The sequence below is a fragment of the Kitasatospora sp. NPDC005748 genome, assembly GCF_040630735.1.
Lineage (GTDB): Bacteria > Actinomycetota > Actinomycetes > Streptomycetales > Streptomycetaceae > Kitasatospora.
In genome coordinates, this window is record NZ_JBEXYD010000018.1 from 35,238 (window position 1) to 62,223 (window position 26,986).

A 26,986-nucleotide genomic window follows, 5' to 3' on the forward strand; every position below is an offset into this window, starting at 1 on the left:
CGCCCGGCGGACGCCTTAGACAGGAGACCCGTCCCCCTTCACCCTGGGAGAAACCGTGACCATCGCCATCGCCAAGCTCTCCGACCCGACCGTCCGGGCCGCCGTCGCCGCGATCAACGCCAACGACCGCGCGGCCTTCACGGCCCTGCTCACCGAGGACGCCACGATGTCCGACGACGGCGCCGACCGTGACCTGGCGGACTGGATCGACCGTGAGATCTTCACCAGCCGCGGCCACATGGACGTCCAGTCCGAGTCGGACGGCGGCCGCGCGCTGATCGCCAACTACAGCAACGAGACCTGGGGCGAGATGCGCACCGCCTGGCGCTTCGTCGTCGACGGCAACCGGATCAGCCGCTTCGAGACCGGCCAGGCCTGACGCCGCTCAGGACAGCCCGAGGCAGCCGCGCACCGCGTGGATCAGCCGGCGGGAGCGGACGTCTCCCGTCACCCCGGGCTGCATGCCGTTGGTGACGTAGCCGAACCCGAGGCCGAGCTCCGGGTCGGCGAAGCCGAGCGAGCCGCCCCGGCCCGGGTGGCCGAAGCTCGCCGGCGAGGCCATCAGCGCGGTCGGGCCGTGCCGGAAGAAGCCGAGGCCGAACGTCGAGTTGACGATCAGTACCCGGTCCGGCCCGCTGACCACCGGCCCGGCCGCGCGGGCCAGCACCTCCGGCCCCAGCAACGGTCCCGGCACCGTGCCCGGCGCCCCGCCCTCCCGGTCGGCCGCGCCGACGAGCGCCGCGTAGAACCGGGCCAGCGCCCGCGCGGTGCCGATCCCGCCCGCCCCGGGGATCTCGGCGGCCTGCACCGCCGGGTCGTTGAGGTCCACCCCGGGCCGCACCGAGGCGAACGCCCGGGCGGTCAGCGAGGCCGGGTCCTGGTAGGCGTCCCGGACCACCTGCTTGGGGCGCAGCCGCAGCCCGCTCGGGCCGGTCCGGGCGGCCTCCGGGGCGGGCAGGTCGACCAGCCGGCCGACCCGCGGCGCGGCGCCGGCCGGCAGCCCGATCCACAGGTCGAGGCCGAGCGGCCGGGCGATCTCCTCGGCGAAGTACTGGCCGACCGTGCGCCCGCTGACCCGGCGGACCACCTCGCCGACCAGCCAGCCGAAGGTGTACGGGTGGTAGCCGTGCGCGGTGCCGGGCTCCCAGGCCGGCGCCTGCGCGGCCACGGCCGCGACCGCCCGCTCCCAGGTGAGCACGTCCTCCAGCCGCAGCGGCACGTCCAGCGCCGGCACCCCGGCCTGGTGCGAGAGCAGCCAGCGCACCGGCACCGCGCCCTTGCCCGCCGCGCCGAACTCCGGCCAGTACGAGACCACCGGCGCGTCCAGGTCGAGCTGCCCGCGCTCGGCGAGCAGCAGCGCCGTGGTCGCGGTCAGGCCCTTGGTGACCGAGCGCAGCACCTGCGCGGTGTCCGCCGTCCACGGCACGGCCGGCGCGGGCCGGCCACCGACCTCGGGCCGGGCGTCGCCGCCCCACAGGTCGACCACCTTGCGCCCGCGCACGTACAGCGCGAACGCCGCGCCGAGCTCGCCGTACTCCTGGAAGTTGCGCGAGAAGGCCTCCCGTACGGGCTCGAAGCCCTCGGCCGTCTCGCCCCAGATCTCCGTCACCGCGCGCCCCCGGAGTCGTCCGAATCCTGTCGTGCCCGCGTTCGAACCGGGCCCGGAAACCCTAACCTGTCCGTCATGACCAACCCTGCGGATGAACTGCTGGACGTCGTCGACGAGCACGACCGGGTGATCGGGACCGCCCCGCGCGGGGAGGTGTACCGGCGGGGGCTGACCCACCGCTGCGTGTTCATCCTGGTCCGCGACCGGACCGGGCGGATCTTCGTGCACCGGCGGACCGACACCAAGCTGTTCGCGCCCGGTTTCCACGACATGTTCGTCGGCGGCGTGGTCGGCGCCGGCGAGACGTACGCGAGTGCCGCCGTCCGCGAGGCCGAGGAGGAGCTCGGCGTCAGCGGGATCGAGCCGCGCCCGCTGTTCAAGTTCCTCTTCCGGCAGGAGGGGCTCTCCTGGTGGTGCGACCTGTACGAGGCGCGCTGGGACGGCCCGGTCGCGCCGCAGGAGTCCGAGGTCGCCTGGCACGCCTGGCTGACCCCGGAGGAGCTGGACGCCCGGCTGGCGGCCGACGCGTTCGTGCCGGACGGCCTGGAGGCGTACCGCCGCTACCGGGAGCGGCACCCGGCGCGGTAGGCCCGGTTCCCGGCCACCGGACAAGATCCACGGCGGTCGCCCGGGCCGGATAGGGTGACGCCCATGGCTTCCCGTACGCCGTCGGCGGCGCCCACGTCCCCGCGCACCGCCCGGAGCAGCGGCCGGGCCGCCGGCCGCACCGGCGCCCCGGACGGCGCGACCCCGGACCTCGCGGCACCCGGCGGCACCGCCGCCGGCGCACCGGCCGGGAAGGGCGGCGAGCGCCCGCGCCGGCGGCTCAGCGTGGACGAGCGGCGCGAGCAGCTGATCGCCGTCGCCCTGGACCTCTTCAGCCGGCGCCCGCCCGAGGAGGTGTCGATCGACGACATCGCGGCCGCCGCCGGCGCCTCCCGCCCGCTGGTCTACCACTACTTCCCCGGCAAGCAGGCGCTGTACGAGGAGTCGCTGCGCCGGGCCGGCCGCGAGCTGGCCGGCCGCTTCGAGGAGCCCGCCGACGGCCCGCTCTCCGAGCGGCTGTACCGGGTGATGGGCCGCTACCTGGACTTCGTGCAGAGCCACGGTCCCGGCTTCGCCGCGCTGCTTCGCGGCGGCTCGGTGGCGGCCAGCGCCGGGACGTCGGCGGTGATCGACGAAGTCCGGCGGGCCGCGCACGACCAGATCCTGAGCCACCTGGCGGTCCCCTCGCCGAGTCCGGGCCTGCGGCTGACCGTCCGCGCCTGGATCGCCAACGCCGAGATCACCTCGCTGGAGTGGCTGGGCGAGCGCTCGGTGCCGCTGGAGGAGCTGCAGCTGCACCTGGTCCAGGAGTTCGTCGCGGCCCTGACGCTGACCGCCGCCCGGGAGCCCGCGCTGGCCGCCGAACTCGCCGGCTTCTTCGCCGCCGAGCGCCCCGCCGGCCCGGCCGGGCGGCTGGTGCGCGAACTCGCGGGCCTGTTCGCCGTTCCCGGCATCGCGGACGCGGTCGCCGCGCTGGCGGTCGAGCCCGCGAACTGAACCGGCGGACGCCGGTTCTGCCACAGCGGCGGCCTCTGATAGGAATGGGCACGGATCTGACGCCGCGCCGGTCAGGAGCGCGCCCGGATCCGCCGAACCACCAACGCACACGCAGCAGAGCGGGGGGCTCATCAGTTGACCCAGGACGGCCAGTTCACCACGGAGGCCAATCCCTTCGCCCCGGCGGAGCAGGTGTCCGCGACGCTCGGCGCGCTCACCGAAGCCCTCTTCGAGAAGCACACGTCGCGCCACCCGGCGGCTTCGCTGACGGCCCTGACCGCCGGCGCCCACCCGGCGGCCGAGGCCCTGTTCAACCTCCCACTGGCGCCCAACGGTCCGGTGTACGACGCCGTCGACCGGCTCGGCACCGTGGTCACCGCCGGGACGGCCCGCCCGGGCACCGGCGCCCCGCTGGCCGAGCTGGCCGGCGACGCGCTGCTCGCGCGGTACGGCGGCGGCCCGGTACGCGGCGCGGTGGCCGACCGGGGCACCGCCACGGCCGCGCTGTTCGGGCTGCCGGTGGCCGGCGAGGTCGCCGCCCCCGAGCTGCGCCCGCCGTTCGCCGCCGCGCTGGCGGCGCTCGCCGCCGGACAGCAGACCCGGCAGCCGGTGGAGCTCGCCACCGGCGCCGGCGCCGAGGTCCGCCTGGTCGTCCCGCCCGGCTTCCACCCGCTGACCTCCCCGGGCGGCCCGGTCGGCGTCTCCGCCCGTACCGTGCCCGCCGGCCCGGCCGGGGCCGACGCGGTGGCCACCGCCAAGGGCGTCGACCCGGCCACCGGTGCGGCCGCCGCCGAGCTGACCGCGCACCTGGCCGAGGTCGCCGAGGAGCTGTTCAGCGGCACCGGTCCGGCGCCGCGCCGCGACTTCGCGGTGATCGCCGCGTCCCTGGCCGACTCCATCACCGCCTCGGGCACGGTCTACGCCGGGCTCTGCGCCCTGGAGGTGGCCGGCCGACCGACCGAGGCCACCCTGGTGGTCTCGCTCGCCCGCCACCCGCTGCCGATCTCCGGGCTGGCCACCGAACTGGCCACCGTCCGCCGGCACGCCGAGGTCTGGACGGTGCTGCTGCCGGCCGGCCCGGCCGCCGTCCTGGTCGAGGGCCGCAGCGTCCCCGTCCCCGGTCCGCTCGCCGACGACGGCCGGCGCCGCTGGGCGGTCACCTCGGTGGTGGAGGCGTTCGTGCCGCTGCCGGACGGTGTCTCGGTGCTCTGCGTCCAGCTCACGACGGCGCAGCAGCAGGACTGGGAGCTGTACACGGAGGCCTTCGCCGAGCTGCTGAAGAGCGTCCAGTTCGGCTGGGACGGCGTGGCCGGGCAGCTGACCCCGCCGGTCCGCGCCTTCGCGCCGGCGCCCGCCGCGACCCCCGCCCACAGCGTCCCCGCCGAGCCGTACCCGGTTCCGGCCCCGACTCCGACGCCCGTTCCGGCGGCCGAACCGCTCGCCGCGACGGCCGGGTTCGCCGCCGAAGCCGTCCCGGAGCAGGCCGCCGCGCCCGCTCCGGACGACGCCACGCCGCTGCCGGTCCACCTGCGCGGCACGCCGGTCCGGGTCCCCCCGGCCGACTTCAACCCCTTCGCCCCCGAGGCCGACCCGACGCCCGTCGAGCCCCTCCTGGTGCCGGACGACAGTCCGGAGGCGGCCGAGCGGCGCCCCAAGGGCACCCCCGTCATGGTCCCGCCGCCGGACTTCGACCCCTTCGCCCCCCAGGCCGCGACGCTCACCGACACCACCGTGCCGGAGACCGCCGACGACCCGGAGCGGGGCCCCAAGGGCACGCCGGTGATGGTCCCGCCGCCGGACTTCGACCCCTTCGCCCCGCTGCCGGCCGACACCACCGCCCCCGCCGCCCCCGAGGCCGCACCGGCCGCCACCCGGGCCGCCGACCCGTTCGGCACGGTGACGGCCGAGGACCGGCCGAGCGACCCGTTCGGCACCACCCTCCCGCAGCCGCCCGCCGCCGTGCCGCCGCCACCCTCGGCGCCGCCGACCGTCCCCGCGCCGACCGTCACCCTGCCGACGGCCGAGGACGGGCCGGACGACCCGGCGCGCGGCCCCAAGGGCACCCCGGTGATGGTTCCGCCGCCGGACTTCAACCCCTTCGCCCCGCTGCCGGCCGACATCCCCGCCGCCCCCGAGGCCGCACCGGCCGCCGCGCCGGAGACCAGCCCCTTCGGCTGAGGCCCGGACCGCCCCGCACCGGCGGCCGCCCCGCACCAGGGGCGGCCGCCGGTGCGCGTCCGCCCCCGGCCCACCGACCGGCGACCGCGCCGCCCGCCATGTCCACCACCGTCAACTGGTACAGACCTATTGCCAGTTGCCGAGCGGCTCCCTACCCTCGGGGAGCACAGGATCCTGACGGCACCCCGACGGCCGGAGGTCTCCGGTTCCGCGCCGCCCGACGGCCCGGAGCTCCCGCACGCTGCTCCACGCACCTGACACCTCCCCACAGGTAACGGGGCGACCCGGCATGCCCGGAGGCCCCAGGACAGGAGCCACAACCATGCGCCGACGTCGGATCAAGCTGCCGCTGCTGGCGGCCGGGACCCTGATCGTCCCGCTGCTCGCCGTCTCCCTGCCCAACACCGCCGCCCACGCCGCCGGGTCCGCCACCGCGACGTTCACCAAGGGCAGCGACTGGAGCACCGGCTACGAGGGCAGCTACACCATCACCAACGGCTCCAGCGCCACCCTGCCCAGCTGGACCCTGGAGTTCGACCTGCCGGCCGCCAACACGGTCGCCTCGCTCTGGAACGCGAGCTACACCACGGCGAGTTCGCACGTCACGGTCAAGAACCCCAGCTGGGCCGGCAACCTGCCGCCGGGCGGCACGTACAACTTCGGCTTCAACATCGCCTACTCGGGCGCCTACAAGCCCCTGCTCAACTGCAAGCTGAACGGCCAGCCCTGCGACGGCGCCGGCGGGGACCAGAGCGCGCCGACCGTGCCCGGCGGCCTCCAGGCCGGCAGCACCACCCAGACCACCGTCGACCTCGCCTGGACGGCGAGCACCGACAACGTCGGGGTCACCGGCTACGACGTGTTCCAGGGCGCCACCAAGGTCGCCACCACGGACGGCGCCACCACGGCGGTCACCGTCCAGGGCCTGACCGCCGGCACCGCCTACCAGTTCACCGTCCAGGCCTTCGACGCCGCGGGCAACCGCTCGACCGCCGCCGGCCCGGTCACCGCCACCACCAAGCCGCCGACCGACCCGGACCGCCAGGCACCGACCACCCCCGGCACCCCGCTGGTCACCGGCTCGGACGCCAACAGCGTCTCGCTCACCTGGGGCGCCAGCACCGACAACATCGGGGTCACCGCCTACGACGTCTACAACGGCACCGCGCTCGCCGCCACCGTCACCGGCACCTCCGCCACCGTGGGCAACCTGGCTCCGGACACCTCGTACACCTTCACCGTGAAGGCCCGAGACGCGGCCGGCAACGTCTCCCCCGCGTCGAACGCCGTGACCGGCAAGACCCAGCCCGGCGGGAGCAACCCCGGCGCGCTGAAGATCGGCTACTTCACCCAGTGGAGCATCTACGCCCGCGGGTACAGCGTGAAGCAGCTCGACACCTCCGGCTCGGCCGGCCGGCTCACCACGCTCAACTACGCCTTCGCCAACATCCACCCGACCACCAAACAGTGCTTCATCACCAACAAGGCCGCCGGACCGGACAACGACCCCAACGCGGGCGACGGCGCCGGTGACGCCTGGGCCGACTTCGGCAAGGGCTGGGACGCCGGCAGCTCGGTGGCCGGCACCACCGACACCTGGGACCAGAAGCTGGCGGGCAACTTCAACCAGTTGAAGCAGCTCAAGGCCAAGTACCCCAACCTCAAGATCCAGATCTCGCTGGGCGGTTGGTCGTACAGCAAGTGGTTCTCCGACGCGGCCGCCACCGACGCCTCCCGCAAGGCGCTGGTGAGCTCCTGCATCGACATGTACATCAAGGGCAACCTGCCGGTCATCGACGGCCGCGGCGGTCCGGGCAGCGCGGCCGGCATCTTCGACGGCATCGACCTCGACTGGGAGTGGCCGGCCTCCGGCGGGCACGACGGGAACATCTTCCGCCCGACCGACAAGGCCAACTACACCCTGCTGGCCCAGGAGTTCCGCCGCCAGCTGGACGCCCTCGGCGCCACCACCGCCAAGCACTACACGCTGAGCGCCTTCCTCCCGGCCGACCCGGCGAAGGTCACCGCCGGCATCGACATCCCCGGGCTGTTCGGCGCCTTCGACTTCGCCACCATCCAGGGCTACGACTACCACGGCGGCTGGGAGATGAGCACCAACCAGCAGTCCGCGATCAAACTCGCGGCCGGTGACCCGAGCACCCCGGACCGGCAGTTCAGCTCCGAGATCGCCATCAACGCCTACCTCAACGGCGGCGCTCCGAAGAGCAAGCTGACCCTGGGCATCCCGTTCTACGGACGCGGCTGGACGGGGGTGCCGCGCGGCACCACCAACGGCCTGTTCCAGACCGCGACGGGCCCCGGCCCGGGGACGTACGAGGCCGGCTTCGAGGACTACAAGAAGCTCAAGCAGATGGCCACCGGCGGCGGTTACACCATCTACCGGGACCCGGTGGCCGGCCACGCGTACATCTACAACGGGACCGTCCTCTACACCTACGACGACCCGATCGAGATCGCCCGCAAGACCGCCTGGATCAAGTCCCAGGGGCTGGCCGGCGCGATGGTGTGGGCCTTCGACGGCGACACCCCGAACGGCGAACTGATGGCCGCGGTGGACAACGGTCTGAAGTAGACCACCGGTACAGCCCGGCCCAGCCGGCCCAGGACGACCCGGCCCGGCGCGGCGCTCAGTCGGCGCGCCGGGCCAGGTGCACCACGTCCGGCACTCCCCGGGCGACCTCGATCTCGTGGGTGACCACGTCCGAGAAGCCCGCCGCGCGCAGCGCCTCCTCGAAGTCCGGGGAGGGCTGCGCGCTCCAGACCGCCAGCACCCCGCCCGGCCGCAGCCGGTGCCAGAGCACGGCCAGCCCGTCGGCTCCGTAGAGCCCGGCGTTGGAGTCGGTGACCGTCCAGTCCGGGCCGTTGTCGATGTCCAGGCAGAGCGCGTCGTAGCGCTCGCCGTCCGCCGCCGCCAGGTACTCCAGCAGGTCGGTGTGGAGCACCGCCACCCGCTCGTCCTCCAGTGCGCCGCCGGAGAAGGCACCCAGCGGGCCACTCCGGTGCCAGTCGATGATCGCGTTCTCGCGCTCGACGATCGCGATCCGGCCCCAGCGCGCCTCGGCCACCGCGTACGCCAGCGAGAATCCGACGCCGAGCCCGCCGATCAGCACCGAGGGGCGCTCCACCGCGGGGCCGGTGCGGTCCAGCTCGTCCAGCGCCGCCTGGATCAGCAACCGCTCGGAGCGGCCGTCGGCGGTGTCCATCAGGAAGCAGCCGTTCGCGATGATCTCGAAGTGCCGTCCGCGCCGACGCAGCACCACCTCGCCGAACGGGCCCTCCCGCCGGTCGAGGGTGACGACTGCCTCCTGGTCGTCCCGTGCGGGCAGTGCGATGGACATGCGGCGATTCCTCCCGGGCTCGGGTGCAGAACGGCTCGGCGAACGAGTACCCGCCCGACAATAGCCGAGGCCACCGCCCGGCCGGTCACGTCGTGATCAGCACCCCCGCGTAGCTGACGCCGGCGACCATCACCCAGGAGGCCAGCCCCAGCAGGGCGATCCGCCCGCCGGTGCGCAGCATGGTCGGCAGGTGCACGGCGCTGCCGAGGCCGAACAGCGCGGCCGCCAGCAGCAGCTCCTGCGCGTCCCCCGCCAGCGTGAGCGCCCGGTCGGGCAGCACGCCGGTGGTCCGCAGCGCGATCATCGCGAGGAACCCGGCCACGAAGAGCGGCACGATCGGCGGCCGCTTGCCGGTGGCCCCGGGGGTGCCCCGGCGCGCCCGCCGCATCGCGACGGCGACCCCAGCGACCAGTGGCGCCAGCAGCACCACCCGCATCAGCTTGACCAGGACGGCTTCGCGCAGCGCACCCGCCCCGCCGGTCTGCGCGGTGGCGACCACCTGCCCGACGTCGTGCACGCTGGCGCCGACCCAGCGCCCGAACCCGGCGTCGTCCAGCCCGAGCGGCTGGTGGAGCAGCGGGAGGACGGCGATGGCCAGGGTGCCGCAGAGGGTGACCAGCGCGACGGAGGCGGCGACGTCCTCCTCCTCGCTGCCGGCGGCCTGGCTGACCGCGCCGATCGCCGAGGCCCCGCAGATCGAGTACCCGGTGGCGACGAGCAGCGGCTGGTCGCCCGGCAGGCCGAGCCGGCGTCCGAGCCAGACGGTCCCGGCGAAGGTGGCGGCCACCACGGCGACGACCATGGCGACGGTGGCCCAGCCGAGGCCGAGCACGTCGTCCAGGCCGAGCTTGAGGCCGAGCAGCACGATGCCGAGCCGCATCAGCCGCTTCCCGGCCGTCGAGAGGCCCGGCCGGGCCACCCCGCGGACCACCGGGCGCAGCCCGGGCAGGTGGGCGGCGGCCATGCCGAGCACCACGGCGGCGGTGAGCTTGGGCACGGCGGGCACGGCCTGGTGGATCGCGAGCGCGGCGGCCACGCCGAGGGCGGCGAGCAGCAGCCCGGGGACGTCGCCGCCGAGCGGGGGCAGTGCGCGGGTGCGGACCGGCCGGTCCCGGAGGGTCAGTGCCACGGCGGGCTCACCGCCGCCCGTCGGCGGGCAGCCGGTAGACGCGCCGGATGCTGGTGCCCAGCCGGGAGACGTCGGCGCCGTAGACGTGGATCGAGATGGCCGTGGAGGAGCAGGCGTTGCGCACCAGGTGGATGTCGCCGGGCGGGGCGAAGGCGGCGACGGTGCCGGCCGGGCCGACCACGTGCTCGGTCTCCACCAGGTGGGCGGTGCGTCCGTCGGACACCAGCCGGTAGCGGGTCTCGCTCTCCTTGCCCTGGTGGACGCCGGCCACGCACCAGGAGACGTGGTCGTGGATCGGGGTCTCCTGGCCGGGCAGCCAGACCAGCGCGACGACCGAGAACCCCCCGTCGGCCTCGGCGTGCAGGACGTGCTGGCGGTAGCGGTCGGGATCCCCCTCGCACTGCGCCTCGGTGAGCAGGCCGGCGTCCCCCAGGTGCGGGGAGAGTCGCTCACCGACCAGGTAGGCGGTGAGTTCCGGCGGCAGGCCGCGGTCCACGACCGCGCGGATCTCGCCGACCAGGGCGGTCATGCGCTCGGTGAGCCGGTCGCTGCCGACCGTGGCGGAGGGTGTCATGCCAGCAGGTTGGCCCCGGCCGACCCATCACGTCCAAGGAGGGTTCTTTCGCTCTTCCCCAAACCCCGCTTATGGATTGACCCCGGGCCGACGGGCCGGTTGTCGAACGGCGGGGATCAGCAGCCCACCCGCGAGGCCGCCGCGGACCGCAACTGGTCCAGCACCAGCGCGGTGGCCGGGATCCGGCGGTGCTCGCGGAGCACGTACGCGCTCACCTGGCGCCGCAGGTGCGGCTCGACGGCGCGCCCGGTGACCTTGCGGTGGCACATGAAGGAGAGCACCAGCGCGGGCATCAGCGCGATCCCGACCCCGGCGGCGACCAGGCTCTGCACCGCCAGGTTGTCGTCGGTGGAGAAGACGATGTCGGGTGCGAAGCCCTCCTCGGCGCAGACGTGCAGCAGGTTGGCCCGGCAGCGCGGACACCCGGCGATCCAGCGCTCGCCGTCGAGGTCGGCCAGCCGGACGGCGTGCCGGCGGCCCAGCGGGTGGCCGACCGGCAGCAGCACCGTGAGCAGGTCCTCCATCAGCGGGATCTCGTCCAGCTCGGGCGGCAGCTCGGCGGCGACGCCCGGGTAGCGGAAGGAGAGCGCGATGTCGCACTCGCCGCGCAGCAGCCGCTGCACGGAGTCGGGCGGTTCGGCCTCCAGCAGTTCGACCCGGACCCCGGGGTGCTCGGCGAGCAGCCGGGCCATCGCCTGGGGTATCAGGGTCGCGTTGGCGCTCGGGAACGCGCAGACCCGGACCCTCCCGGCGCGCAACCGGGCGAGCGCGCCGAGTTGCTGCTGGGCCGCGGCGAGACTGCCGAGGATCAGTTCGGCGTGCCGGGCCAGTGCCTCACCGGCCTCGGTGAGGCGCAGCCCGCGCCCGGCCCGGGTGAACAGCGGGACTCCGACGGACCGCTCCAGCGCCTTCATCTGCTGGGTGATGGCGGGCTGGGTGTAGCCGAGCTCGCGGGCGGCGGCCGAGTAGGAGCCGGCCCGGACGACCTCGTGGAAGGTCCTGATGTGCCGCGAGTCGAATACCGGCTCCACTGCCCCTCCACCTGCCCGCGCCCCTGGTCCCAGGAATCATAAGCAGACTTTGGAGATGCCGGAGCTATTCCCACCCGCACCTATGGTTTCTCCGGTGCGTTCCCGCCGCTCCTACTCCTCCGGGGGCAGCCCCAGCACCAGTCCGGCCTCGGCGACCGGTGCGCCGCCCTGGGTGCTCGGACTGCGCCGGGTACGGGCCTCGACCCACCGGGCCAGCCAGGAGAGCGCCAGGCACATCCCGATGTAGATCGGCGAGATCACCATCACCACGGGGATGAACGGCAGGTCGTAGTCGAGGTTGGTGGCGATCAGCTTGCCCGCGTGCAGGAACTCCTCGTAGGTGATCAGGAAGCCCAGCGAGGTGTCCTTGAGCGCCACCACCAGCTGGCTGATGATGGCCGGCAGCATCGCCCGGTTGGCCTGCGGCACCAGCACGTAGGACATCACCTGGGTCTTGCGCATGCCCAGCGCGTACGCCGCCTCGCGCTGCCCGGCGGGCACCGCGAGCACACCGGCCCGGAACACCTCGGCCAGCACCGAGCCGTTGTACAGCACCAGACCGGCCACCAGCGCCCAGAGTGGTTCCACCTTGAGCGCGACGAAGATGAAGAAGATCATCACCAGCACCGGCATGGCCCGGAAGAACTCCACCACCAGGGTGGAGAGCCAGCGCACCGCCCGGTGGTCGGAGAGCCGCCCGGCCGCGAACAGCGCGCCGAACGGCAGCGCGAACAGCACCGTCCATCCGAAGGCCTTGAGCGTGTTCCCCAGCCCGCGCAGCAGCAGGTCCTGCACGCCCTCGTACTCGAAGGCCATCCACTTCTGGTACGTGAACTGCTCGGTGTGGAACAGCATGTAGACGATCCACCCGATCAGCGCGGCGATCGCGACCAGTGCGATCAGCCCGTACAGCCGGTGCCGGGCCAGCGCCTTGGGGCCGGGGATGTCGTAGAGCGCCGAGGATTCCACCGTCATCGCGACACCGCCACTCGTCGTTCCAGCACGTTGAAGAGCGCGCTGACGGCCAGGGTGATGATCAGGTAGCCGACGGCGATCCAGACGAAGGTCCAGATGATGCTGTACCCCAGCTCGTTGATGGTCCGGTAGCTGCCGAGCAGTTCGGTCACGCTGAACGAGCCGGCGATCGCGGTGTTCTTGGCCAGCGCGATCATCACACTGCCGATCGGGGCGACCACCGACCGGTACGCCTGCGGCAGCACCACCAGGCTCATCGTCTGCCCGAAGGTCATGCCCAGGCTCCGGGCCGCCTCGCCCTGGCCGCTGGGCACGGTGTTGACCCCCGCGCGCATCGCCTCGCAGACGAACGCCGAGGTGTAGCAGCCGAGCGCGAGCACCGCGAAGGTGAAGAACGGCAGCGTGATGTCGAACCGCGGCAGGCCCAGCACCACGATGAAGAAGAGCAGGGTCAGCGGGGTGTTGCGCAGCAGCGTCACCCAGACCGTCCCGAACACCCGCAGCGGCCGCACCGGCGAGACCCGGAAGCCGGCGATCAGCACGCCCAGCACCAGGGCGAGCACGGCGCTCACCACGAACAGCGAGAGGGTGCCGAGGAAGCCCTCCCAGTAGGTCGACCAGTTGTCGGTCAGCGTTTTCACGGGGCGGCCCTCTCAGTACCGGTCGATCGGCGGCGGGGTCGGCGCGGGCACCCCGGACAGGCCGAGGGTGGCGTCGTAGGCCCGCTTCCAGTCACCGTTCTCCTCGTGGTGCGCCAGGGCGTCGTCGAGCGCGTAGCGCAGCACGGTGTCGTCCTTCGGCGTCCCGATCCCGTACGGCTCCTGGGAGAACAGCGGCCCGACCACCTTGAGCTCGTCCGGCACCTTGGCCGCGTAGCCCATCAGGATCGTGTTGTCCGTGGTGACGGCGTCCACCTGGCCGGTGATCAGGTTGTCCACGCAGGCCGAGTAGGTGTCGTAGCCGATCAGCTTGACGTCGGGGTACTGCTTCTGGATCCGCTGGTACGGGGTGGAGCCCGCCGCCGAGCAGACCTTCTTGCCGTTCAGGTCCTCCGGGCCGTGGATGGTGTCGTTGTTCTCGCGCACCAGCAGCGACTGGCCGGCCAGGTAGTACGGCCCTGCGAAGCCGACCAGCTTCTTGCGGTTGTCGTTGATGGTGTAGGTGCCGACGTAGTAGTCCACCTGCCCGTTCTGCAGGGCGGTCTCCCGGTTGGCGGAGGCGATCGTCCGGAACTCGATCCGGTCGGGCGCGAAGCCCAGGTCGGCGCCGACCATCCTGGCGATCTCGATGTCGAAGCCGGAGTACTCCCCGGTGGCCGGGTTCTTCTGGCCGAGGTAGGGCTGGTCCTCCTTGGCCCCCACCACCAGGTGGCCCCGGGCGCGCGCCGCGTCCAGGGTGGGCGAACCGGTGACGCCGGCGGCGTCCCGCACCTGGTAGCTGGGCAGCGCGCTGGGCTGCGGACCCTTCGGCGGCGGGGTGCCCTCCTTGCCGCAGCCGGCCAGCAGCACGATCAGGGCCGCGGCGGCGAGCATCCACTTCCTCGTCACGGCGCCCGCCTCAGTGCTTCAGGATCTTGGACAGGAAGTCCCGGGCGCGCTCGCTCTCCGGCGCGCCGAAGAAGTCCTCGGGGGCACGGTCCTCGACGATCCGCCCGTCGGCCATGAACACCACCCGGTTGGCCGACGCGCGGGCGAACCCCATCTCGTGGGTGACCACCACCATGGTCATGCCCTCGTGCGCGAGCTGGCGCATCACGTCCAGCACCTCGTTGATCATCTCGGGGTCGAGGGCGGAGGTGGGCTCGTCGAAGAGCAGTGCCTTGGGCTCCATGGCGAGCGCCCGGGCGATCGCGACGCGCTGCTGCTGACCCCCGGAGAGCTGCGCCGGGTACTTGTCCGCCTGGGCGACCAGCCCGACCCGCTCCAGCAGGGCCCGGGACTTCGCGTCCGCCTCCGCGCGCGGCCGGCCGCGGACCTTGATCTGCGCCAGCGAGACGTTCTGCAGCACGGTCTTGTGGGAGAAGAGGTTGAAGGACTGGAAGACCATCCCGACGTCCGCGCGCAGCAGGGCGAGCCCCTTGCCCTCCGCGGGCAGCGGCTTGCCGTCGATCGAGATGCTGCCCGACTCGATCGGCTCCAGGCGGTTGATCGCCCGGCAGAGCGTGGACTTGCCGGAGCCGGAGGGCCCGATCACCACCACGACCTCGCCGCGACCCACCGTCAGCTCGATGTCCTGCAGCACGTGCAGCTCGCCGAAGTGCTTGTTGACGCCCCGCAGCTCGATCAGCGGCTCGAAGGCGGACGCCCCCGGCGGTGCCGTCACTTGGTGCTCCGCCCCTTCAGCAACCACCCCAGCGCACCACCCGCGATCAGGGTGGCGAGCAGCGCGATCCAGAGCGGCGCGGTCACGGTGAACACCCAGAACTGGATCTTCACCTTGTCGAGGTTGGCGAACAGGAACCACACCGCGAGCACGACGATGACGCCGATCCCGATGTACCGGGTGGGGACGCCACCGATCTCGCTGCGCCGGGTGCTGGAAGAACCGTCTGAAATCTTGGTCACACGCGCAGTCTGCGGGCCGATCGACCGACTTGTCCGGTTACGCGCCCGGGAGTAACCCGCACGGGGCAACCCTGCCCCGTGCGGGTTTGCGCTGTGTCACCGGGAGCGGCCAGCCACCGGTGGCCGGTCGGGGCAGCAGAGCGCCCGGGGGGCCGCTGCCGCCCCCGGTTACCGCTCGTCCCGCCAGGACCGCCAGAGCGCCGCGTACGGACCGCCCGCGGCGACCAGCTCCGGGTGGCTGCCGTACTCGCTGATCCGCCCGCCCTCGACCACGGCGATCACGTCGGCGTCGTGGGCGGTGTGCAGCCGGTGCGCGATGGCGATCACCGTCCGGCCCTCCAGCACCCGCGAGAGCGAGCGCTCCAGGTGCCGGGCGGCCCTCGGGTCCAGCAGCGAGGTGGCCTCGTCCAGGACCAGGGTGTGCGGGTCAGCCAGCACCAGTCGGGCCAGCGCCAGTTGCTGCGCCTGCGGAGCGGTCAGCGCGGTGCCGCCCGAGCCGACCTCGGTGTCCAGCCCCTGCGCCAGCGCGTCCACCCACTCCCCGGCGTCCACCGCGTCCAGCGCGGCGCGCAGCTCGGTGTCGGCGGCGTCCGGCGCGGCGAGGCGCAGGTTGTCCCGCAGGGTGCCGACGAAGACGTGGTGCTCCTGGTTGACCAGGGCCACCTCGGCCCGGACCCGCTCGGCCGGCATCCGCGAGAGCGCCGCCCCGCCCAGCGTCACGCTGCCCCGGCCGGGCGCGTAGACCCCGGCCAGCAGCCGCCCCAGGGTGGACTTGCCCGCACCGGAGGGACCGACCAGGGCGACCCGGCTGCCCGGGGCGACGTCCAGGCTGATCCCGTGCAGCACGTCGGCGCCCTCGCGGTAGCCGAACCGGACCTCGTCGGCCCGCACGTGCCGGCCGTCCGGGTGGGCGGACTCGTCGCTCTCGTGCTCGGGCACCTCGCGGACCCCGACCAGTCGCGCCAGCGAGGCCTGCCCGATCTGCAGCTCGTCGTACCAGCGCAGGATCAGGTCGACCGGGCCGGTGAGCGCCTGGGCGTAGAGCACCCCGGTGGTCAGCTGGCCGACGGTGATCCAGCCCTCCAGCGTGAACAGGCCGCCGAGCACCAGCGTCCCGAGCACGGCCAGGGTGTAGACCGCGTCGATGGTCGGGAACCAGACCGAGCGCAGCCAGAGGGTGTACCGCTCCCAGGCGAGCCACTCGCCGAGCTTGCGGTCGGTGAGCCGGACCCGGTCGTCGCCCAGGCGCAGCGTCTCGACCGTCCGCCCGGCGTCGACCGTCTCGGCCAGCACGGTGTTGACCGCGGCGTAGCCGGCCGACTCGTTGCGGTAGGACTGCGGGGCGCGCCGGAAGTACCAGCGCGAGCTGGCCAGCAACAGCGGCAGGCCGATCAGCGAGGTGAGCGCGAGCAGCGGTGAGGTCACCACCAGGGCGCCGAGCACCAGCAGCAGCGAGACCACGGCGACGGCCAGCTCGGGCACCGCCTCGCGGACCGACTTGTCCAGCCGGTCGATGTCGGTGGTGCCCCGGGAGACGAGGTCCCCGGTGCCGGCCCGCTCCAGCACACCGGTCGGCAGCGTCACCGACCGGACCAGGAAGTCTTCCCGGAGGTCGGCCAGCACCCGCTCGCCGAGGACGCTGCCGCGCAGCCGGGACCACCAGGTGAAGGCCGACTGCACCACCAGGGCCAGCAGGTACCAGGCGACGGCCACCGCGATGGTGGACCCGGCGGTGCCGGTGGCCAGCGACTCGACCAGCGTGCCGAGCACCCAGGGCCCGACCAGGCCGGCCACGGTGGCCACCGAGTGCAGGCCCACCACGGCGCCGAAGCCGGCGCGGTGCCGCCGGGCGAGCAGCCGCAGGTAGGCGCGGACGGTGGCCGGCGAGCCGACCGGCAGGGTGGTGGCCGGTCCCTGCTCCTGATGGGCGGGGGGCTTCATGCGGTGCTCCTCGGCTGGGCGGGGCGGCGGACGGGTGCGGGGCTCATACGCCCTCCCCCACGGCGACCGGTTCCTCGTCGCGGGTGACCACGGCGCGGTAGGCGGGCTCGGTGCGCATCAGCTCGCGGTGGCGGCCGGCCGCGACGGCCCGGCCGCCCTGGAGCAGCACCACCCGGTCCGCCTGGTCCAGCAGCAGCGGGCTGGTGGCGAACACCACCGTGGTGCGCCCCTCCCGGCTCGCCCGCAGCCCGGTGGCGATCCGGGACTCGGTGTGGGCGTCGACCGCGCTGGTGGGCTCGTCCAGGACGAGCACCGGCGGGTCGGCCAGCAGGGCGCGGGCCAGCGCCAGCCGCTGGCGCTGGCCACCGGAGAGCGAGCGGCCGCGCTCGGTGATCCCGGCCCGCATGGCGTCCCCCGCGCACTCGGGCGAGCCGTCCACCAGCGCGTCCAGGACGTCCTCGGCGCGGGCGGCGGCCAGCGCCTCGTTGGGGGTGACCCGGCCCGAGGCGGGGATGTCGAAGAGCTCGGCCAGGGTGCCGGAGAGCAGCACCGGCTCCTTGTCGTGGACCAGCACCGCCGCCCGGGCCTCGGCCAGCGGCACGGCGTCCAGCTCGGTGCCGCCGAGCCGGACGGAGGGCTGCGCCCGCTCCCCCTCGCCCAGCGGGACGTGCCCGCCGAGCCGGCCGGCCAGCGCCCCGGCGAAGTCCGGGTCGCCGCAGACGACGGCGGTCAGCTCACCGGCCCGCAGCGTCAGCCCGGTCACCGGGTCGAACAGGTCGGCCCGGCCCGGCCCGGTGAGCACGGCCTCGGCGGTGCCGGTCGTCCGGCTGAGCGAGAGCACCCGGACGGCCCGCCCGGCGGAGACCCGGGCGACGCTCCAGGCGTGCGCGGCCTCGCCGAGGATGCGCAGCGGCGCGGCCAGGTAGGCGGTGGCGCCGTACACCGCGACGAGGGTGCCGATGCCGATCTCCCCGTCCGCGGCCAGCCGGGCCCCGTACCAGGTGACGCCGACCACGAAGAGGCCCGGCAGCAGGACCTGCTGGGCCTGCATCAGCGACCAGAGCCGGGCCGAGCGGACGGCGGCCGCGCGGACCCTCTGGGAGGCCGCCCGGTAGCGGTCGAGGAACAGCTCCTCGCCGCCGATGCCGCGGAGCACCCGGAGCCCGGCCACGGTGTCGGCGGCCAGCTCCGTCGCCTTGCCGCCGAGCGCGCGCTGTTCGGAGTAGCGCCGCTCGAAGGGGCCGAGCAGCGGCCAGACGGAGGCGGCCAGCACCGGGACGCCGAGCAGCACGGCGAGGCCGAGCACGGGCTCGGCGACCAGCACCGCGGCGCTGACCGCCAGCCAGACCAGCACCGCGCCGCGGAGCCGGGCGACCAGCTCGACGTACCAGCCGATCTTCTCGACGTCCCCGCTGCCGACGGCGACGATCTCCCCGGTGGCGATCCGCCGGGACAGCCCGGCGCCCAGGTGGGAGGCCTGACGGGAGACCAGTTGGCGGACCTGGGTGGCGGCGTGGATCCAGTTCCACACCGCCTGGCGGTGCAGCATGACGGCGCCGAAGGCGGCGACGACGGCCAGGGCCAGCACGGCGGCACCGGCCCACCGGAGGCCGGCGGCGTCGCCGTCCACGGCGGCCTGGACGCCGAGGCCCACCGGGAGCGGCAGGGCCGCCCGGCTGCCCATCTCCAGCAGCGACCAGCAGGTGGCGAGCACCTGCCCGCGCCGCTGGCTGCGCTGCAGCCAGCGCAGGAAGGCGAGGGGGGAGGAGAGGTCCGGGTCGCCGGGATCGGCCAGCGGCAGGGTCTTGAGCGGCATGACGCTCCGTTGGGGGTGGTGCGGGCGAATGGCGACGACGTGCTCGTCGCGCGGTGGCGCCGGGAGCACGTGGTGGGGGAAGGGGAGGAGGGGGCCGGTGCGGTCACGGCCGGGGGGCTGCTCAGGAGGTCATGGCAGCGAGCCTGCCAAGGCGACTGTGAGCTGCGCAACAGGTTTTCCGCGTCGCGCGCCCCCTCCCGGACCTCCTGCGCACGCCGGTACAACGCGTCAGAAAATTCTTTGCCCGGCCGGGAACAATCCGGACAACGGGCAGGTTGGTCCTCACGAACCTATGGACAACCAGGAGGGCACCCCTTCCCGTGAGCACCATCCCCAGCGTCACCCTCAACAACGGCTCGCAGATCCCGCAGCTGGGCTTCGGCGTGTGGCAGGTCCCGGACGCCGAGGCCACGGCCGCCGTCCGCACCGCCGTCGAGTCGGGCTACCGCTCGATCGACACCGCGGCGATCTACGAGAACGAGGCCGGCACCGGCCGGGCGATCGGCGAGGCGATCGCGGGCGGCGGCGTCGCCCGTGCGGACCTCTACGTCACCACCAAGCTCTGGAACTCGGGCACCCGCGACTGGTCCGGCCCGCAGGGCCGGGACGCGGTGCTGCGCGAGTTCGACGCCTCGCTGGCCAAGCTCGGCCTGGAGTACCTCGACCTCTACCTGATCCACTGGCCGCGCCCCATGCACGGCACCTTCCCGAACGTCTGGAAGGCCTTCGAGCAGCTCCTGGCCGACGGCCGGGTCAAGTCGATCGGCGTCTCGAACTTCGGGGCCGAGCAGCTCACCCGCCTGCTCGACGAGGCCTCGGTCGTGCCGGCCCTGAACCAGGTCGAGCTGCACCCGTACTTCCCGCAGGACGAGCTGCGCGCCTTCCACGCCCGGCACGGCATCGCCACCGAGGCCTGGAGCCCGCTGGGCCAGGGCAAGGAGCTGCTCGCCGAGCCGGTGCTGGCGCAGATCGCCGAGAAGCACGGCCGCACGGTCGCTCAGGTGGTGCTCCGCTGGCACCTGCAGAGCGGCATCGTCGCGATCCCGAAGTCGGTCACCCCCTCCCGGATCAAGGAGAACCTGGACGTGGCCGGCTTCGAGCTGGACGCGGCCGACCTCGCCGCGATCGCCGGCCTCGCCACCGGCGTGCGGATCGGTCCTGACCCGCAGGAGTTCGACTGGAGCTGACACCCTCGGTGAGCACGGCGCCGTCGCCGTGCTCCTGAAGGGCCGTCAACACCGAAGGCCGCCTTCCCGCATTCGGGTCGGCGGCCTTCGGTACGTTGGCGAATCGTTTTGGCTGGATTTCGAAGGCGAAGGCTAGAGCCTGGCCGCCTTGGCGATCAGCGCCATCGCCGGTTCGTGCTCGTCCTCGTCCAGCGGACCGAGCAGCAGCCGCTGGACCTGGGCGACGCCCGCGGCCGAACGGTGCAGCAGGTCCTGACCCGCGGGCGAGAGCGACAGCAGGTTGCGCCGCCCGTCCGAAGGGTCGCGCCGGCGCTGCACCAGGCCGCGCCGGACGAGCCGGCTGACCATCTCGGCCATCGTGGCCTTGTCCAGCGAGGCCAGCTCACCGACCGTGCGCTGGTCCGCGCCCGGTTCCAGTTCGAGGGCGTCGAGCACCGCGTACTGCGGCGCCGTCAGCTCCGAACCGACGTGCTCCGACCAGAGCTTGGTGTGCACCTGCTGGCTCACCCTGATCAGATAGCCGATCGCCCGCTGGGCGTCCAGCATCGGCCGCGCGTCGGTGAGGACGGCGACCGCAGCGGGTTCAAGCCTGGCTATCTTGGCCATCACCCGGACAATCTCCAGCTGCTCCTCGGCCGCGAGCGGTTCGAAGAGCGTGCGCTGCACACGGACCACTCCGCCGGTGGCCTCGCGCACCGCCTGTGCGCCGCTCTGCGAGAGAGCGAGCAGTTTGCGCCGGCCGTCGGCCGGATCGCGGCGTCGCAACACCAGGCCGCGCCGGACGAGCCGGGCGACCATCTCGGCCATCGTGGCCTTGTCCAGCGAGGCGCGCTCGCCGACCGTCCGCTGGTCAGCACCCGGTTCGAGGGCGAGGACCAGCAGAACGGCGAACTGCGGAGCCGTGAGATCGGCTCCGACGTGTTCGGACCACAGACGGGTGTGTACCTGCTGTGCAACGCGGATCAGGTGCCCGGGCGACTGCTGCAGTCGCGCGGACACGCGGGTCGTCGGGATCTCCCCCAGCACCATGTATCCGTCCCGATGTCACACCCGGTGTGTGTGGGACACCCGGGTGGGGCAGTAACGGCGAGTGGGCGTCCCGCTGTGAGGGAGGGCGCTCCAGCCGTGCAGCCGGTGGCTGCTGGCGGACACTATACAAACGGCTGGCCCTTGCTGGCAGGCGGGGGCGGATAGTAGACGCAGGTTCGGCAACATTGGCATATTTACGCGCCGTGCCGACCCGTGGGTAACCCGTTCGCAGGAGAAAGCCGACCGGCCGGTCCTTACCCTCGGTCACCTGCGCCTTCCGCCCTGGCCGCGCACCCTACTCGCCGGTAGGGTGTGGCCCACTCAGCGGTCCACCCTCCGCCGGGCGACTCCGCGGGAGCCTCCCGGCGAGATCCGAGAGAGACGAGAGCGAGCATGACCGAGCAGAGCACCGCCCCCAGGGTCGCCGTCGTCACCGGCGCCGCACGCGGCCTGGGCGCCGCCACCGCCGAGCGGCTGGCGGCCGACGGCTACACCGTCGCCGTGCTGGACCTGGAGGAGGCGGCCGGCCAGGACGCCGTCGACCGGATCACCGCCGCCGGCGGCCGGGCGATCGCCGTCGGAGCGGACGTCTCGGACGCCGGACAGGTGCAGGCCGCCGTGGACCGGATCGCCGCCGAACTCGGCCCGCCGGTCGTCCTCGTGAACAACGCGGGCGTGCTGCGCGACAACCTGATCTTCAAGATGTCCGAGTCCGACTGGGACACGGTCATGAACGTTCACCTCCGCGGCGCCTTCCTGATGACCCGCGCGGTGCAGAAGCACATGGTGGACGCCGGCTTCGGCCGCGTGATCAACCTGTCCTCCTCCTCGGCCCAGGGCAACCGCGGCCAGGCCAACTACTCCGCCGCCAAGGCCGGTCTGCAGGGCTTCACCAAGACCCTCGCCATCGAACTCGGCCGCTTCGGCGTCACCGCCAACGCGGTCGCCCCCGGATTCATCGCCACCGACATGACGGCGGCCACCGCCGCCCGGGTCGGGATGGAGTTCGAGGAGTTCAAGAAGGCCGCCGCTTCGCAGATCCCGGTCCAGCGGGTCGGTGTGCCCGAGGACGTCGCGCACACCATCTCGTTCCTGGCGAGCGAGGGCGCCGGATTCGTCTCCGGCCAGGTCATCTACGTGGCCGGCGGTCCCCTCGACTGAGCCATCGAACCTACACAGGGTTACCACGGAGTGGGAACCGGCGTGGCCGGTCTCCCACTCCGTGCGTTTTGCCCGCCCTTGGGAACGGGCGATCGGTGTTCGCCTGCACATTCGATGGGGGAATATCAGGAAATCGGACCGGAGCGAGGGCGATCCGGTCATTCAAACGCCGCTCCGAAGAATTCCGAATTCCACCGGGAGTCACGCCGGTCCACTGGGTAGGGTCACCCGCGTGCGAGCGCCGAGTGAATTGCAGGAGAACCCGACCACCCGCGGCAAGCGCTCCCGCCGCACCTCCGGAGAACCCGGCTGGCCCCCGCTCGGCCGACGGCGCGCGGGGCTGCTGGCCCTCACCTCGCTCGGCTACCTGATGGTGGTCGCGGGCGTCCTCCTCGACACCCCGCTGGTCGACCTCGACTGGGCGGTGCGCCTCGCCCGCCCTTACGAGCGGTGGCCCGGGCCGCAGCCGCTGCTCGACAACTGGGTGGTGGCCGGGCAGCGCGGCCCGTCCGCCGTCGCGGCCTTCGCCTGGCTCACCTGGCGCGCCCTCCGGCTGCGGCGCCTGCGCCCGCTCCTGGTGATGGGGGCGGCCCTGCTGCTGCTCAACGTCACGGTGGGCGCGGTGAAGATCGTCACCGGCCGGCTGGGCCCCCACTACGCGCACTACGTCGGCTCGCCCGAACTCTTCTCCGGCGGCACCGTATTCCCCTCCGGACACACCGCCAACGCGGTGGTCACCTGGGGCGTCCTGGCCTACCTGGCGGTCCGGTGGCGGCGCGGCGGCGCGGTGCTCGCCGGCGCCACCGCCGCCTCGGTCGGGCTCACCACGATCTACCTGGGCACCCACTGGGTCACCGACGTCCTGGCCGGCTGGGCCGCGGGCCTGCTGGTGCTGCTCTCGCTGCCCCTGCTGGAGCCCCTGGTGACCGCCCTCGAACAGCGGACCGCCCGGCGCCGGGGGCCGGCGCTCACCCCTCCCAGCTGCGTTCCACGACCCCGTCGCGCACCGCGAGGTTGAGCCGCCCCTCGCGGTGGTCCATGGTCATCATCGCCCCCGGCTGGAGGACCCGCACCGAGGTCCAGCCGTCCCGGTGGGCCAGCTCCCGCGCCCGCTCGACCCGCAGGCCGGCGTAGCCCTCCGCGTCCGCTTCCGGCATCGCCCCTCCCCCACTCGTACCCGGACGTACGCTGGAATCGTAGACCGGATCCCGTCCGACGGGAGGTGCGCGGGTATGCGAGCCACGACGCCGCGGCGCTGGCGCAGCGGCACCGAACCCAGTTCCGCCCGGAGCGACCTCAAACTGCGCTATCTGCTCTCCCTGACCTTCACCCCGCTGTTCGCCGTCGCGACGGTGGCTTTCGCGATATGGGCCGCCAACGCCCCGGCGTACGGCGCGCCCGGCCGGGGCACGCTCACCGGATTCGCGGTGGCCTGCGGGCTCCTCACCCTGTTCGCCGTGGTCGATCTCGTCATCGTCATCCGGCGCCGCCGGACCGAGCTCTGACGCGGTGTCTCCCACGGAGTGGGAAGTCGGCCCGGCCGACTTCCCACTCCGCCGCGGCCCGGCCCGCTCAGCGGTTGCCGACCGCCTGCTTCACCAGCGTCCGCCCGAAGTCCCACATCAGGCCGCTCCCGCGGTGCGCGTCGTCCATCACGTCGGTGAAGGCGTCGATGAACCGGTCCACGTCCCGGTCGGTGATGATCAGCGGCGGGATCAGCTTGATCACCTCCAGGTGGTCGCCGGAGACCTGGGTGAGGATCCGGTGCCGCTGCAACAGCGGGACGACCACCATCTGGGCGAACAGGCCCTTGCGGGCCGCCTGCAGCGCCGTCCACCCGGTCCGCAGCTTCAGCGACTTCGGCCGGCCGAACTCGATGCCGATCATCAGGCCCCGGCCGCGGACCTCGGCCAGCAGCTCGTACCGGTCGACCAGCGCCGCCAGCCGCTCCCGGAACCGGTCCCCGACGGCGCGGGCGTTCTCCACCACCTTCTCGTCCCGCATCACCTCCAGGGTCGCCAGGCCCGCCGCCATCGCCTGCGCGTTGGAGCCGAAACTGGCCGAGTGCACCAGCACCCGGTCCATCGAGGAGTAGACCTTCTCGAAGATCCAGCCCTTGCCGAGCGTCGCCCCGACCGGGACGTAGCCGCCGGACAGCGCCTTGGCCGCGCAGACCAGGTCGGGCAGCACGCCCTCCTCGTGCTGGTAGGCGAAGAACTCCCCGGTCCGGCCGATGCCGGTCTGCACCTCGTCGCAGATCAGCAGCGCCTTGTGCTCGTGCAGGAGTTCCTGTGCCGCCCGCAGCCAGCCGGGTGGCGGGGCCAGCACGCCCTTGCCCTGGATCGGCTCCACGATCAGGGCCGCGACGTCGCCCTTCTTCAGCTCCTTGGCCAGTGCCCCGAGGTCGCCGAGCGGGATCGCGGTGTCCGGCAGCAGCGGATCGAAGCCCTTGCGGAACCCGCTCTCGCCGTTGACCGAGAGCGAACCGGTGGTCAGCCCGTGGAAGGCGTGGTCGGCGTAGAGCACGCGCCGGCGCCCGGTGGCGTAGCGGGCGAACTTCAGCGCCGTCTCGACCGCCTCGGTGCCGCTGTTGCCGAAGAAGACCCGGTCCAGCCCCGGCGTGTACGAGAGCAGCCGCTCGGCGAGCAGGCCGGGCAGCGGCGAACAGTCGAACCGGACCAGGTCCGGCAGGTCGAGGTCCATCACCTGCTGGACGGCCCCGCGCACCACCGGGTGGTGCCGGCCGAGTGCGAAGATGCCGAACCCGGCGAGCATGTCGAGGTACTCGTTGCCCTCGGCGTCGTAGAAGTACGGGCCCTCGGCGCGCTCGTAGTACTTGTCGAAGCCGATGGTGTGCAGCATCCGCGGCAGCTGCGGATTCAGGTGGCGGCTGTGCAGCTCGTACCGTTCGCCCCCGCGCTCGGCGAGCAGGGCGGCGAGGTCGAAGCGGGGTTCGTTGCCGGGGTCAGCCTGCATGGCGCTGGTTCGCTCCTCGGGTCGGTAGCAGGTTCTTGGCGAAGGCCGCGGTCTGCGCGGCGACCCCGGTGCCGGTCAGCCCGGTCTCCTCCAGGATCTCGCCCCTGGCGGCGTGGCCGAGGAACTCCTGCGGCAGGCCGAGCACCCGCACCGGGACGTCCACGTCGGCGTCCCGCAGCGCCTGGGCGACCGCCGCGCCGACGCCGCCGGTCCGGCAGTTGTCCTCGACCGTGACGACCAGCCGGTGCGCGGCGGCCAGCGCGGGCAGGGCCGGGTCGACCGGCTTGACCCAGCGCGGGTCGACGACCGTCGCGGTGAACCCCTCGGCCAGCAGCAGGCGCGCCGCGTCCAGCCCGGCGCCCGCCATGGTGCCCACCGCGACCAGCAGGATCTCCGGCAGCTCTCCGGTCCGCAGCAGCACGTCGACGCCGCCGATCCGCTCCACGGCCGGGACGGCCGGCCCGATGTTCCCCTTGGGGAACCGGACCACCGTCGGCGCGTCCGTCACCTCCACCGCCTCGCGCAGCTGGGCCCGCAGCTGGTCGGCGTCGCGCGGGGCCGCCAGCCGCAGGCCGGGGACGACCTGGAGGATCGACATGTCCCACATGCCGTTGTGCGAGGCGCCGTCCGGCCCGGTCACCCCGGAGCGGTCGAGGACGAAGGTCACGCCCAGCCGGTGCAGGGCGACGTCCATCAGGACCTGGTCGAAGGCCCGGTTGAGGAAGGTCGCGTAGACCGCGACCACCGGGTGCAGCCCGCCGGTGGCCAGCCCCGCCGCACTGGTCACGGCGTGCTGCTCGGCGATCCCCACGTCGAAGGTCCGCTCCGGGTGGGCCTTGGCGAACTTGGCCAGCCCGACCGGCTGGAGCATCGCGGCGGTGATCGCGACCACGTCCGGCCGCTCGGCGCCCAGCGCGAGCATCTCCTCGCCGAACACCGACGTCCAGGAGACCCCGGCACTGGGCGCGATGGGCAGGCAGGTGTACGGGTCGATCGGGTTGACGGCGTGGAAGCGGTCCGCCTCGTCCTGCTCGGCCGGACCGTAGCCGCGGCCCTTCACGGTCAGGCAGTGGACGATGACCGGGCCGCCGAAGCCGCGAGCCTGGCGCAGCGCCTGCTCGACGGCGCCCAGGTCGTGGCCGTCGATCGGGCCGAGGTACTTGAGCCCGAGGTCCTCGAACATGCCCTGCGGGGCGAAGGCGTCCTTGAAACCCTTCTTGGCGCCGTGCAGCGCGTCGAAGATCGGCTGCCCGACCAGCGGGGTGCGCTGCAGCGCTTCCTTGCCGAGGGCGAGGAAGCGCTCGTACCCCTGGGTGGTGCGCAGCGTGGCGAGGTGGTGGGCGAGACCGCCGATGGTCCTTGCGTAGGAGCGCTCGTTGTCGTTGACGACGATCACCAGCGGGCGGTCCCGCGCCTCGGCGATGTTGTTGAGCGCCTCCCAGGCGAGCCCGCCGGTGAGCGCGCCGTCACCGATCACCGCGATGGTCTGCCGGTCGTGCTGGCCGAGCAGCTGGGCGGCCTTGGCGAGGCCGTCGGCGTAGGAGAGGGCGGTGGAGGCGTGCGAGTTCTCGACCAGGTCGTGCTCGGACTCCGCGCGCGAGGGATAGCCGGACAGGCCGCCCCTGGAACGCAGTTTCGAGAAGTCCTGCCGCCCGGTGAGCAGTTTGTGGACGTAGCTCTGATGGCCGGTGTCCCAGACGATCCGGTCGTAGGGCGAGTCGAACACCCGGTGCAGCGCGATGGTCAGCTCCACAACCCCGAGGTTCGGGCCGAGGTGGCCTCCGGTCCGGGTGACGGCATCGATCAGGAAGGCGCGGATCTCGTCGGCGAGGAGCGGGAGGTCGGCGGCCGGGATCTTTCTGAGGTCGGCCGGGGACGTGACGCCGGAGAGCAGTGGCATGTGTTCACCTCACGA

Annotated in this window: 25 protein-coding genes; 9 read left to right on the forward strand and 16 right to left on the reverse strand. The window is 73.4% G+C overall.

Annotated elements, in window-relative coordinates; genetic code table 11:
• Nucleotides 1-55: 55 nt before the first annotated feature.
• Nucleotides 56-379 (forward strand): nuclear transport factor 2 family protein, encoded by a 324-nt coding sequence (locus ABZ495_RS16240; RefSeq protein ID WP_329490747.1) that lies wholly within the window; start codon nt 56-58, stop codon nt 377-379.
• 6 nt (nt 380-385) lie between these two features.
• On the opposite strand, the gene ABZ495_RS16245 is transcribed toward ABZ495_RS16240, so the two are convergent.
• Nucleotides 386-1,609 carry a serine hydrolase domain-containing protein gene (locus ABZ495_RS16245; protein WP_359836442.1) on the reverse strand — a complete coding sequence of 408 codons (1,224 nt, stop codon included), beginning with the start codon at nt 1,607-1,609 and terminating at the stop codon, nt 386-388.
• Between the two features lie 75 nt (nt 1,610-1,684).
• On the opposite strand from ABZ495_RS16245, the gene ABZ495_RS16250 reads away from it, so the two are divergent.
• The 4 genes from ABZ495_RS16250 to ABZ495_RS16265 all read left to right on the forward strand — a co-directional run bounded on the left by ABZ495_RS16250 (nt 1,685) and on the right by ABZ495_RS16265 (nt 7,922).
• Nucleotides 1,685-2,197: an NUDIX domain-containing protein gene (locus ABZ495_RS16250; RefSeq protein ID WP_329490745.1), complete on the forward strand. Its 513-nt coding sequence runs from the start codon at nt 1,685-1,687 to the stop codon at nt 2,195-2,197.
• Nucleotides 2,198-2,260: 63 nt separating this feature from the next.
• The gene (locus tag ABZ495_RS16255) at nt 2,261-3,151 is read left to right on the forward strand and encodes a TetR/AcrR family transcriptional regulator (protein ID WP_329490744.1); all 891 of its coding nucleotides are present in this window, start codon (nt 2,261-2,263) and stop codon (nt 3,149-3,151) included.
• A 135-nt stretch (nt 3,152-3,286) separates the two neighbouring features.
• A complete protein-coding gene (locus ABZ495_RS16260; protein ID WP_359836444.1) occupies nt 3,287-5,329 on the forward strand; it encodes a hypothetical protein in 2,043 nt (680 codons plus the stop codon).
• Nucleotides 5,330-5,651: 322 nt separating this feature from the next.
• Nucleotides 5,652-7,922, forward strand: a complete 2,271-nt coding sequence (locus ABZ495_RS16265; protein WP_359836446.1) for a glycosyl hydrolase family 18 protein — start codon at nt 5,652-5,654, stop codon at nt 7,920-7,922.
• A 55-nt stretch (nt 7,923-7,977) separates the two neighbouring features.
• Here ABZ495_RS16265 and ABZ495_RS16270 read toward each other — a convergent pair whose 3' ends face one another.
• The 11 genes from ABZ495_RS16270 to ABZ495_RS16320 all read right to left on the reverse strand — a co-directional run bounded on the left by ABZ495_RS16270 (nt 7,978) and on the right by ABZ495_RS16320 (nt 18,718).
• The gene (locus ABZ495_RS16270) at nt 7,978-8,688 is read right to left on the reverse strand and encodes a spermidine synthase (protein WP_329490741.1); all 711 of its coding nucleotides are present in this window, start codon (nt 8,686-8,688) and stop codon (nt 7,978-7,980) included.
• A gap of 85 nt (nt 8,689-8,773) precedes the next feature.
• Nucleotides 8,774-9,811 (reverse strand): putative sulfate exporter family transporter, encoded by a 1,038-nt coding sequence (locus tag ABZ495_RS16275; protein WP_329492353.1) that lies wholly within the window; start codon nt 9,809-9,811, stop codon nt 8,774-8,776.
• Nucleotides 9,812-9,824: 13 nt separating this feature from the next.
• Entirely contained in the window at nt 9,825-10,391 is a 567-nt protein-coding gene (locus tag ABZ495_RS16280; protein ID WP_359806883.1) for a cysteine dioxygenase family protein, read from the reverse strand.
• A 116-nt stretch (nt 10,392-10,507) separates the two neighbouring features.
• Nucleotides 10,508-11,422: a LysR family transcriptional regulator gene (locus ABZ495_RS16285; RefSeq protein ID WP_329490739.1), complete on the reverse strand. Its 915-nt coding sequence runs from the start codon at nt 11,420-11,422 to the stop codon at nt 10,508-10,510.
• Nucleotides 11,423-11,533: 111 nt separating this feature from the next.
• Nucleotides 11,534-12,397 (reverse strand): amino acid ABC transporter permease, encoded by an 864-nt coding sequence (locus tag ABZ495_RS16290; protein ID WP_359806886.1) that lies wholly within the window; start codon nt 12,395-12,397, stop codon nt 11,534-11,536.
• Entirely contained in the window at nt 12,394-13,038 is a 645-nt protein-coding gene (locus ABZ495_RS16295; protein ID WP_329490737.1) for an amino acid ABC transporter permease, read from the reverse strand. Before ABZ495_RS16295 ends, ABZ495_RS16290 begins: the two co-directional genes overlap by 4 nt.
• 12 nt (nt 13,039-13,050) lie before the next feature.
• On the reverse strand, nt 13,051-13,929 hold the full coding sequence (locus ABZ495_RS16300; RefSeq protein ID WP_359836475.1) for a glutamate ABC transporter substrate-binding protein: 879 nt from the start codon (nt 13,927-13,929) through the stop codon (nt 13,051-13,053).
• 25 nt (nt 13,930-13,954) lie between these two features.
• Nucleotides 13,955-14,719, reverse strand: coding sequence for an amino acid ABC transporter ATP-binding protein (locus ABZ495_RS16305; RefSeq protein ID WP_359806889.1), 765 nt, complete (start codon nt 14,717-14,719; stop codon nt 13,955-13,957).
• Nucleotides 14,716-14,961, reverse strand: coding sequence for a LapA family protein (locus tag ABZ495_RS16310; RefSeq protein WP_359806892.1), 246 nt, complete (start codon nt 14,959-14,961; stop codon nt 14,716-14,718). The genes ABZ495_RS16305 and ABZ495_RS16310 overlap by 4 nt, the downstream gene beginning before the upstream one ends.
• 168 nt (nt 14,962-15,129) lie before the next feature.
• Nucleotides 15,130-16,902: an ABC transporter ATP-binding protein gene (locus tag ABZ495_RS16315; protein ID WP_359806894.1), complete on the reverse strand. Its 1,773-nt coding sequence runs from the start codon at nt 16,900-16,902 to the stop codon at nt 15,130-15,132.
• A 43-nt stretch (nt 16,903-16,945) separates the two neighbouring features.
• Nucleotides 16,946-18,718: an ABC transporter ATP-binding protein gene (locus tag ABZ495_RS16320; RefSeq protein WP_359836448.1), complete on the reverse strand. Its 1,773-nt coding sequence runs from the start codon at nt 18,716-18,718 to the stop codon at nt 16,946-16,948.
• A gap of 320 nt (nt 18,719-19,038) precedes the next feature.
• Here ABZ495_RS16320 and ABZ495_RS16325 point away from each other — a divergent pair, with 320 nt between their 5' ends.
• A complete protein-coding gene (locus ABZ495_RS16325; RefSeq protein WP_359806899.1) occupies nt 19,039-19,905 on the forward strand; it encodes an aldo/keto reductase in 867 nt (288 codons plus the stop codon).
• Between the two features lie 132 nt (nt 19,906-20,037).
• Here the strand turns inward: ABZ495_RS16325 and ABZ495_RS16330 are convergent, their stop codons facing one another.
• Nucleotides 20,038-20,904 (reverse strand): MarR family winged helix-turn-helix transcriptional regulator, encoded by an 867-nt coding sequence (locus tag ABZ495_RS16330; RefSeq protein ID WP_352292440.1) that lies wholly within the window; start codon nt 20,902-20,904, stop codon nt 20,038-20,040.
• Nucleotides 20,905-21,327: 423 nt separating this feature from the next.
• Here ABZ495_RS16330 and fabG point away from each other — a divergent pair, with 423 nt between their 5' ends.
• Nucleotides 21,328-22,095, forward strand: coding sequence for a 3-oxoacyl-ACP reductase FabG (gene fabG / locus ABZ495_RS16335; RefSeq protein WP_359836450.1), 768 nt, complete (start codon nt 21,328-21,330; stop codon nt 22,093-22,095).
• A gap of 232 nt (nt 22,096-22,327) precedes the next feature.
• Nucleotides 22,328-23,113, forward strand: a complete 786-nt coding sequence (locus ABZ495_RS16340; RefSeq protein ID WP_359806903.1) for a phosphatase PAP2 family protein — start codon at nt 22,328-22,330, stop codon at nt 23,111-23,113.
• On the opposite strand, the gene ABZ495_RS16345 is transcribed toward ABZ495_RS16340, so the two are convergent.
• Entirely contained in the window at nt 23,064-23,252 is a 189-nt protein-coding gene (locus ABZ495_RS16345) for an I78 family peptidase inhibitor (protein WP_329490729.1), read from the reverse strand. The genes ABZ495_RS16340 and ABZ495_RS16345 overlap by 50 nt on opposite strands.
• Before the next feature lie 75 nt (nt 23,253-23,327).
• On the opposite strand from ABZ495_RS16345, the gene ABZ495_RS16350 reads away from it, so the two are divergent.
• Entirely contained in the window at nt 23,328-23,600 is a 273-nt protein-coding gene (locus tag ABZ495_RS16350; protein ID WP_359806909.1) for a DUF6343 family protein, read from the forward strand.
• Nucleotides 23,601-23,667: 67 nt separating this feature from the next.
• Here ABZ495_RS16350 and ABZ495_RS16355 read toward each other — a convergent pair whose 3' ends face one another.
• Both ABZ495_RS16355 and dxs read right to left on the reverse strand, forming a co-directional pair.
• Nucleotides 23,668-25,071 carry an aspartate aminotransferase family protein gene (locus ABZ495_RS16355; RefSeq protein WP_359806911.1) on the reverse strand — a complete coding sequence of 468 codons (1,404 nt, stop codon included), beginning with the start codon at nt 25,069-25,071 and terminating at the stop codon, nt 23,668-23,670.
• On the reverse strand, nt 25,061-26,971 hold the full coding sequence (gene dxs / locus ABZ495_RS16360; protein WP_359806913.1) for a 1-deoxy-D-xylulose-5-phosphate synthase: 1,911 nt from the start codon (nt 26,969-26,971) through the stop codon (nt 25,061-25,063). Before dxs ends, ABZ495_RS16355 begins: the two co-directional genes overlap by 11 nt.
• Between the last annotated feature and the right edge of the window lie 15 nt (nt 26,972-26,986).

Coding starts and splice junctions, on each gene's coding strand:
- ABZ495_RS16250 (WP_329490745.1), top strand. CDS start 1,685: ATGACCAACCCTGCGGATGAACTGCTGGACGTCGTCGACGAGCACGAC.
- ABZ495_RS16255 (WP_329490744.1), top strand. CDS start 2,261: ATGGCTTCCCGTACGCCGTCGGCGGCGCCCACGTCCCCGCGCACCGCC.
- ABZ495_RS16265 (WP_359836446.1), top strand. CDS start 5,652: ATGCGCCGACGTCGGATCAAGCTGCCGCTGCTGGCGGCCGGGACCCTG.
- ABZ495_RS16270 (WP_329490741.1), bottom strand. CDS start 8,688: ATGTCCATCGCACTGCCCGCACGGGACGACCAGGAGGCAGTCGTCACC.
- ABZ495_RS16280 (WP_359806883.1), bottom strand. CDS start 10,391: ATGACACCCTCCGCCACGGTCGGCAGCGACCGGCTCACCGAGCGCATG.
- ABZ495_RS16290 (WP_359806886.1), bottom strand. CDS start 12,397: ATGACGGTGGAATCCTCGGCGCTCTACGACATCCCCGGCCCCAAGGCG.
- ABZ495_RS16300 (WP_359836475.1), bottom strand. CDS start 13,929: ATGCTCGCCGCCGCGGCCCTGATCGTGCTGCTGGCCGGCTGCGGCAAG.
- ABZ495_RS16315 (WP_359806894.1), bottom strand. CDS start 16,902: ATGAAGCCCCCCGCCCATCAGGAGCAGGGACCGGCCACCACCCTGCCG.
- ABZ495_RS16320 (WP_359836448.1), bottom strand. CDS start 18,718: ATGCCGCTCAAGACCCTGCCGCTGGCCGATCCCGGCGACCCGGACCTC.
- fabG (WP_359836450.1), top strand. CDS start 21,328: ATGACCGAGCAGAGCACCGCCCCCAGGGTCGCCGTCGTCACCGGCGCC.
- ABZ495_RS16345 (WP_329490729.1), bottom strand. CDS start 23,252: ATGCCGGAAGCGGACGCGGAGGGCTACGCCGGCCTGCGGGTCGAGCGG.
- ABZ495_RS16350 (WP_359806909.1), top strand. CDS start 23,328: ATGCGAGCCACGACGCCGCGGCGCTGGCGCAGCGGCACCGAACCCAGT.
- ABZ495_RS16355 (WP_359806911.1), bottom strand. CDS start 25,071: ATGCAGGCTGACCCCGGCAACGAACCCCGCTTCGACCTCGCCGCCCTG.
- dxs (WP_359806913.1), bottom strand. CDS start 26,971: ATGCCACTGCTCTCCGGCGTCACGTCCCCGGCCGACCTCAGAAAGATC.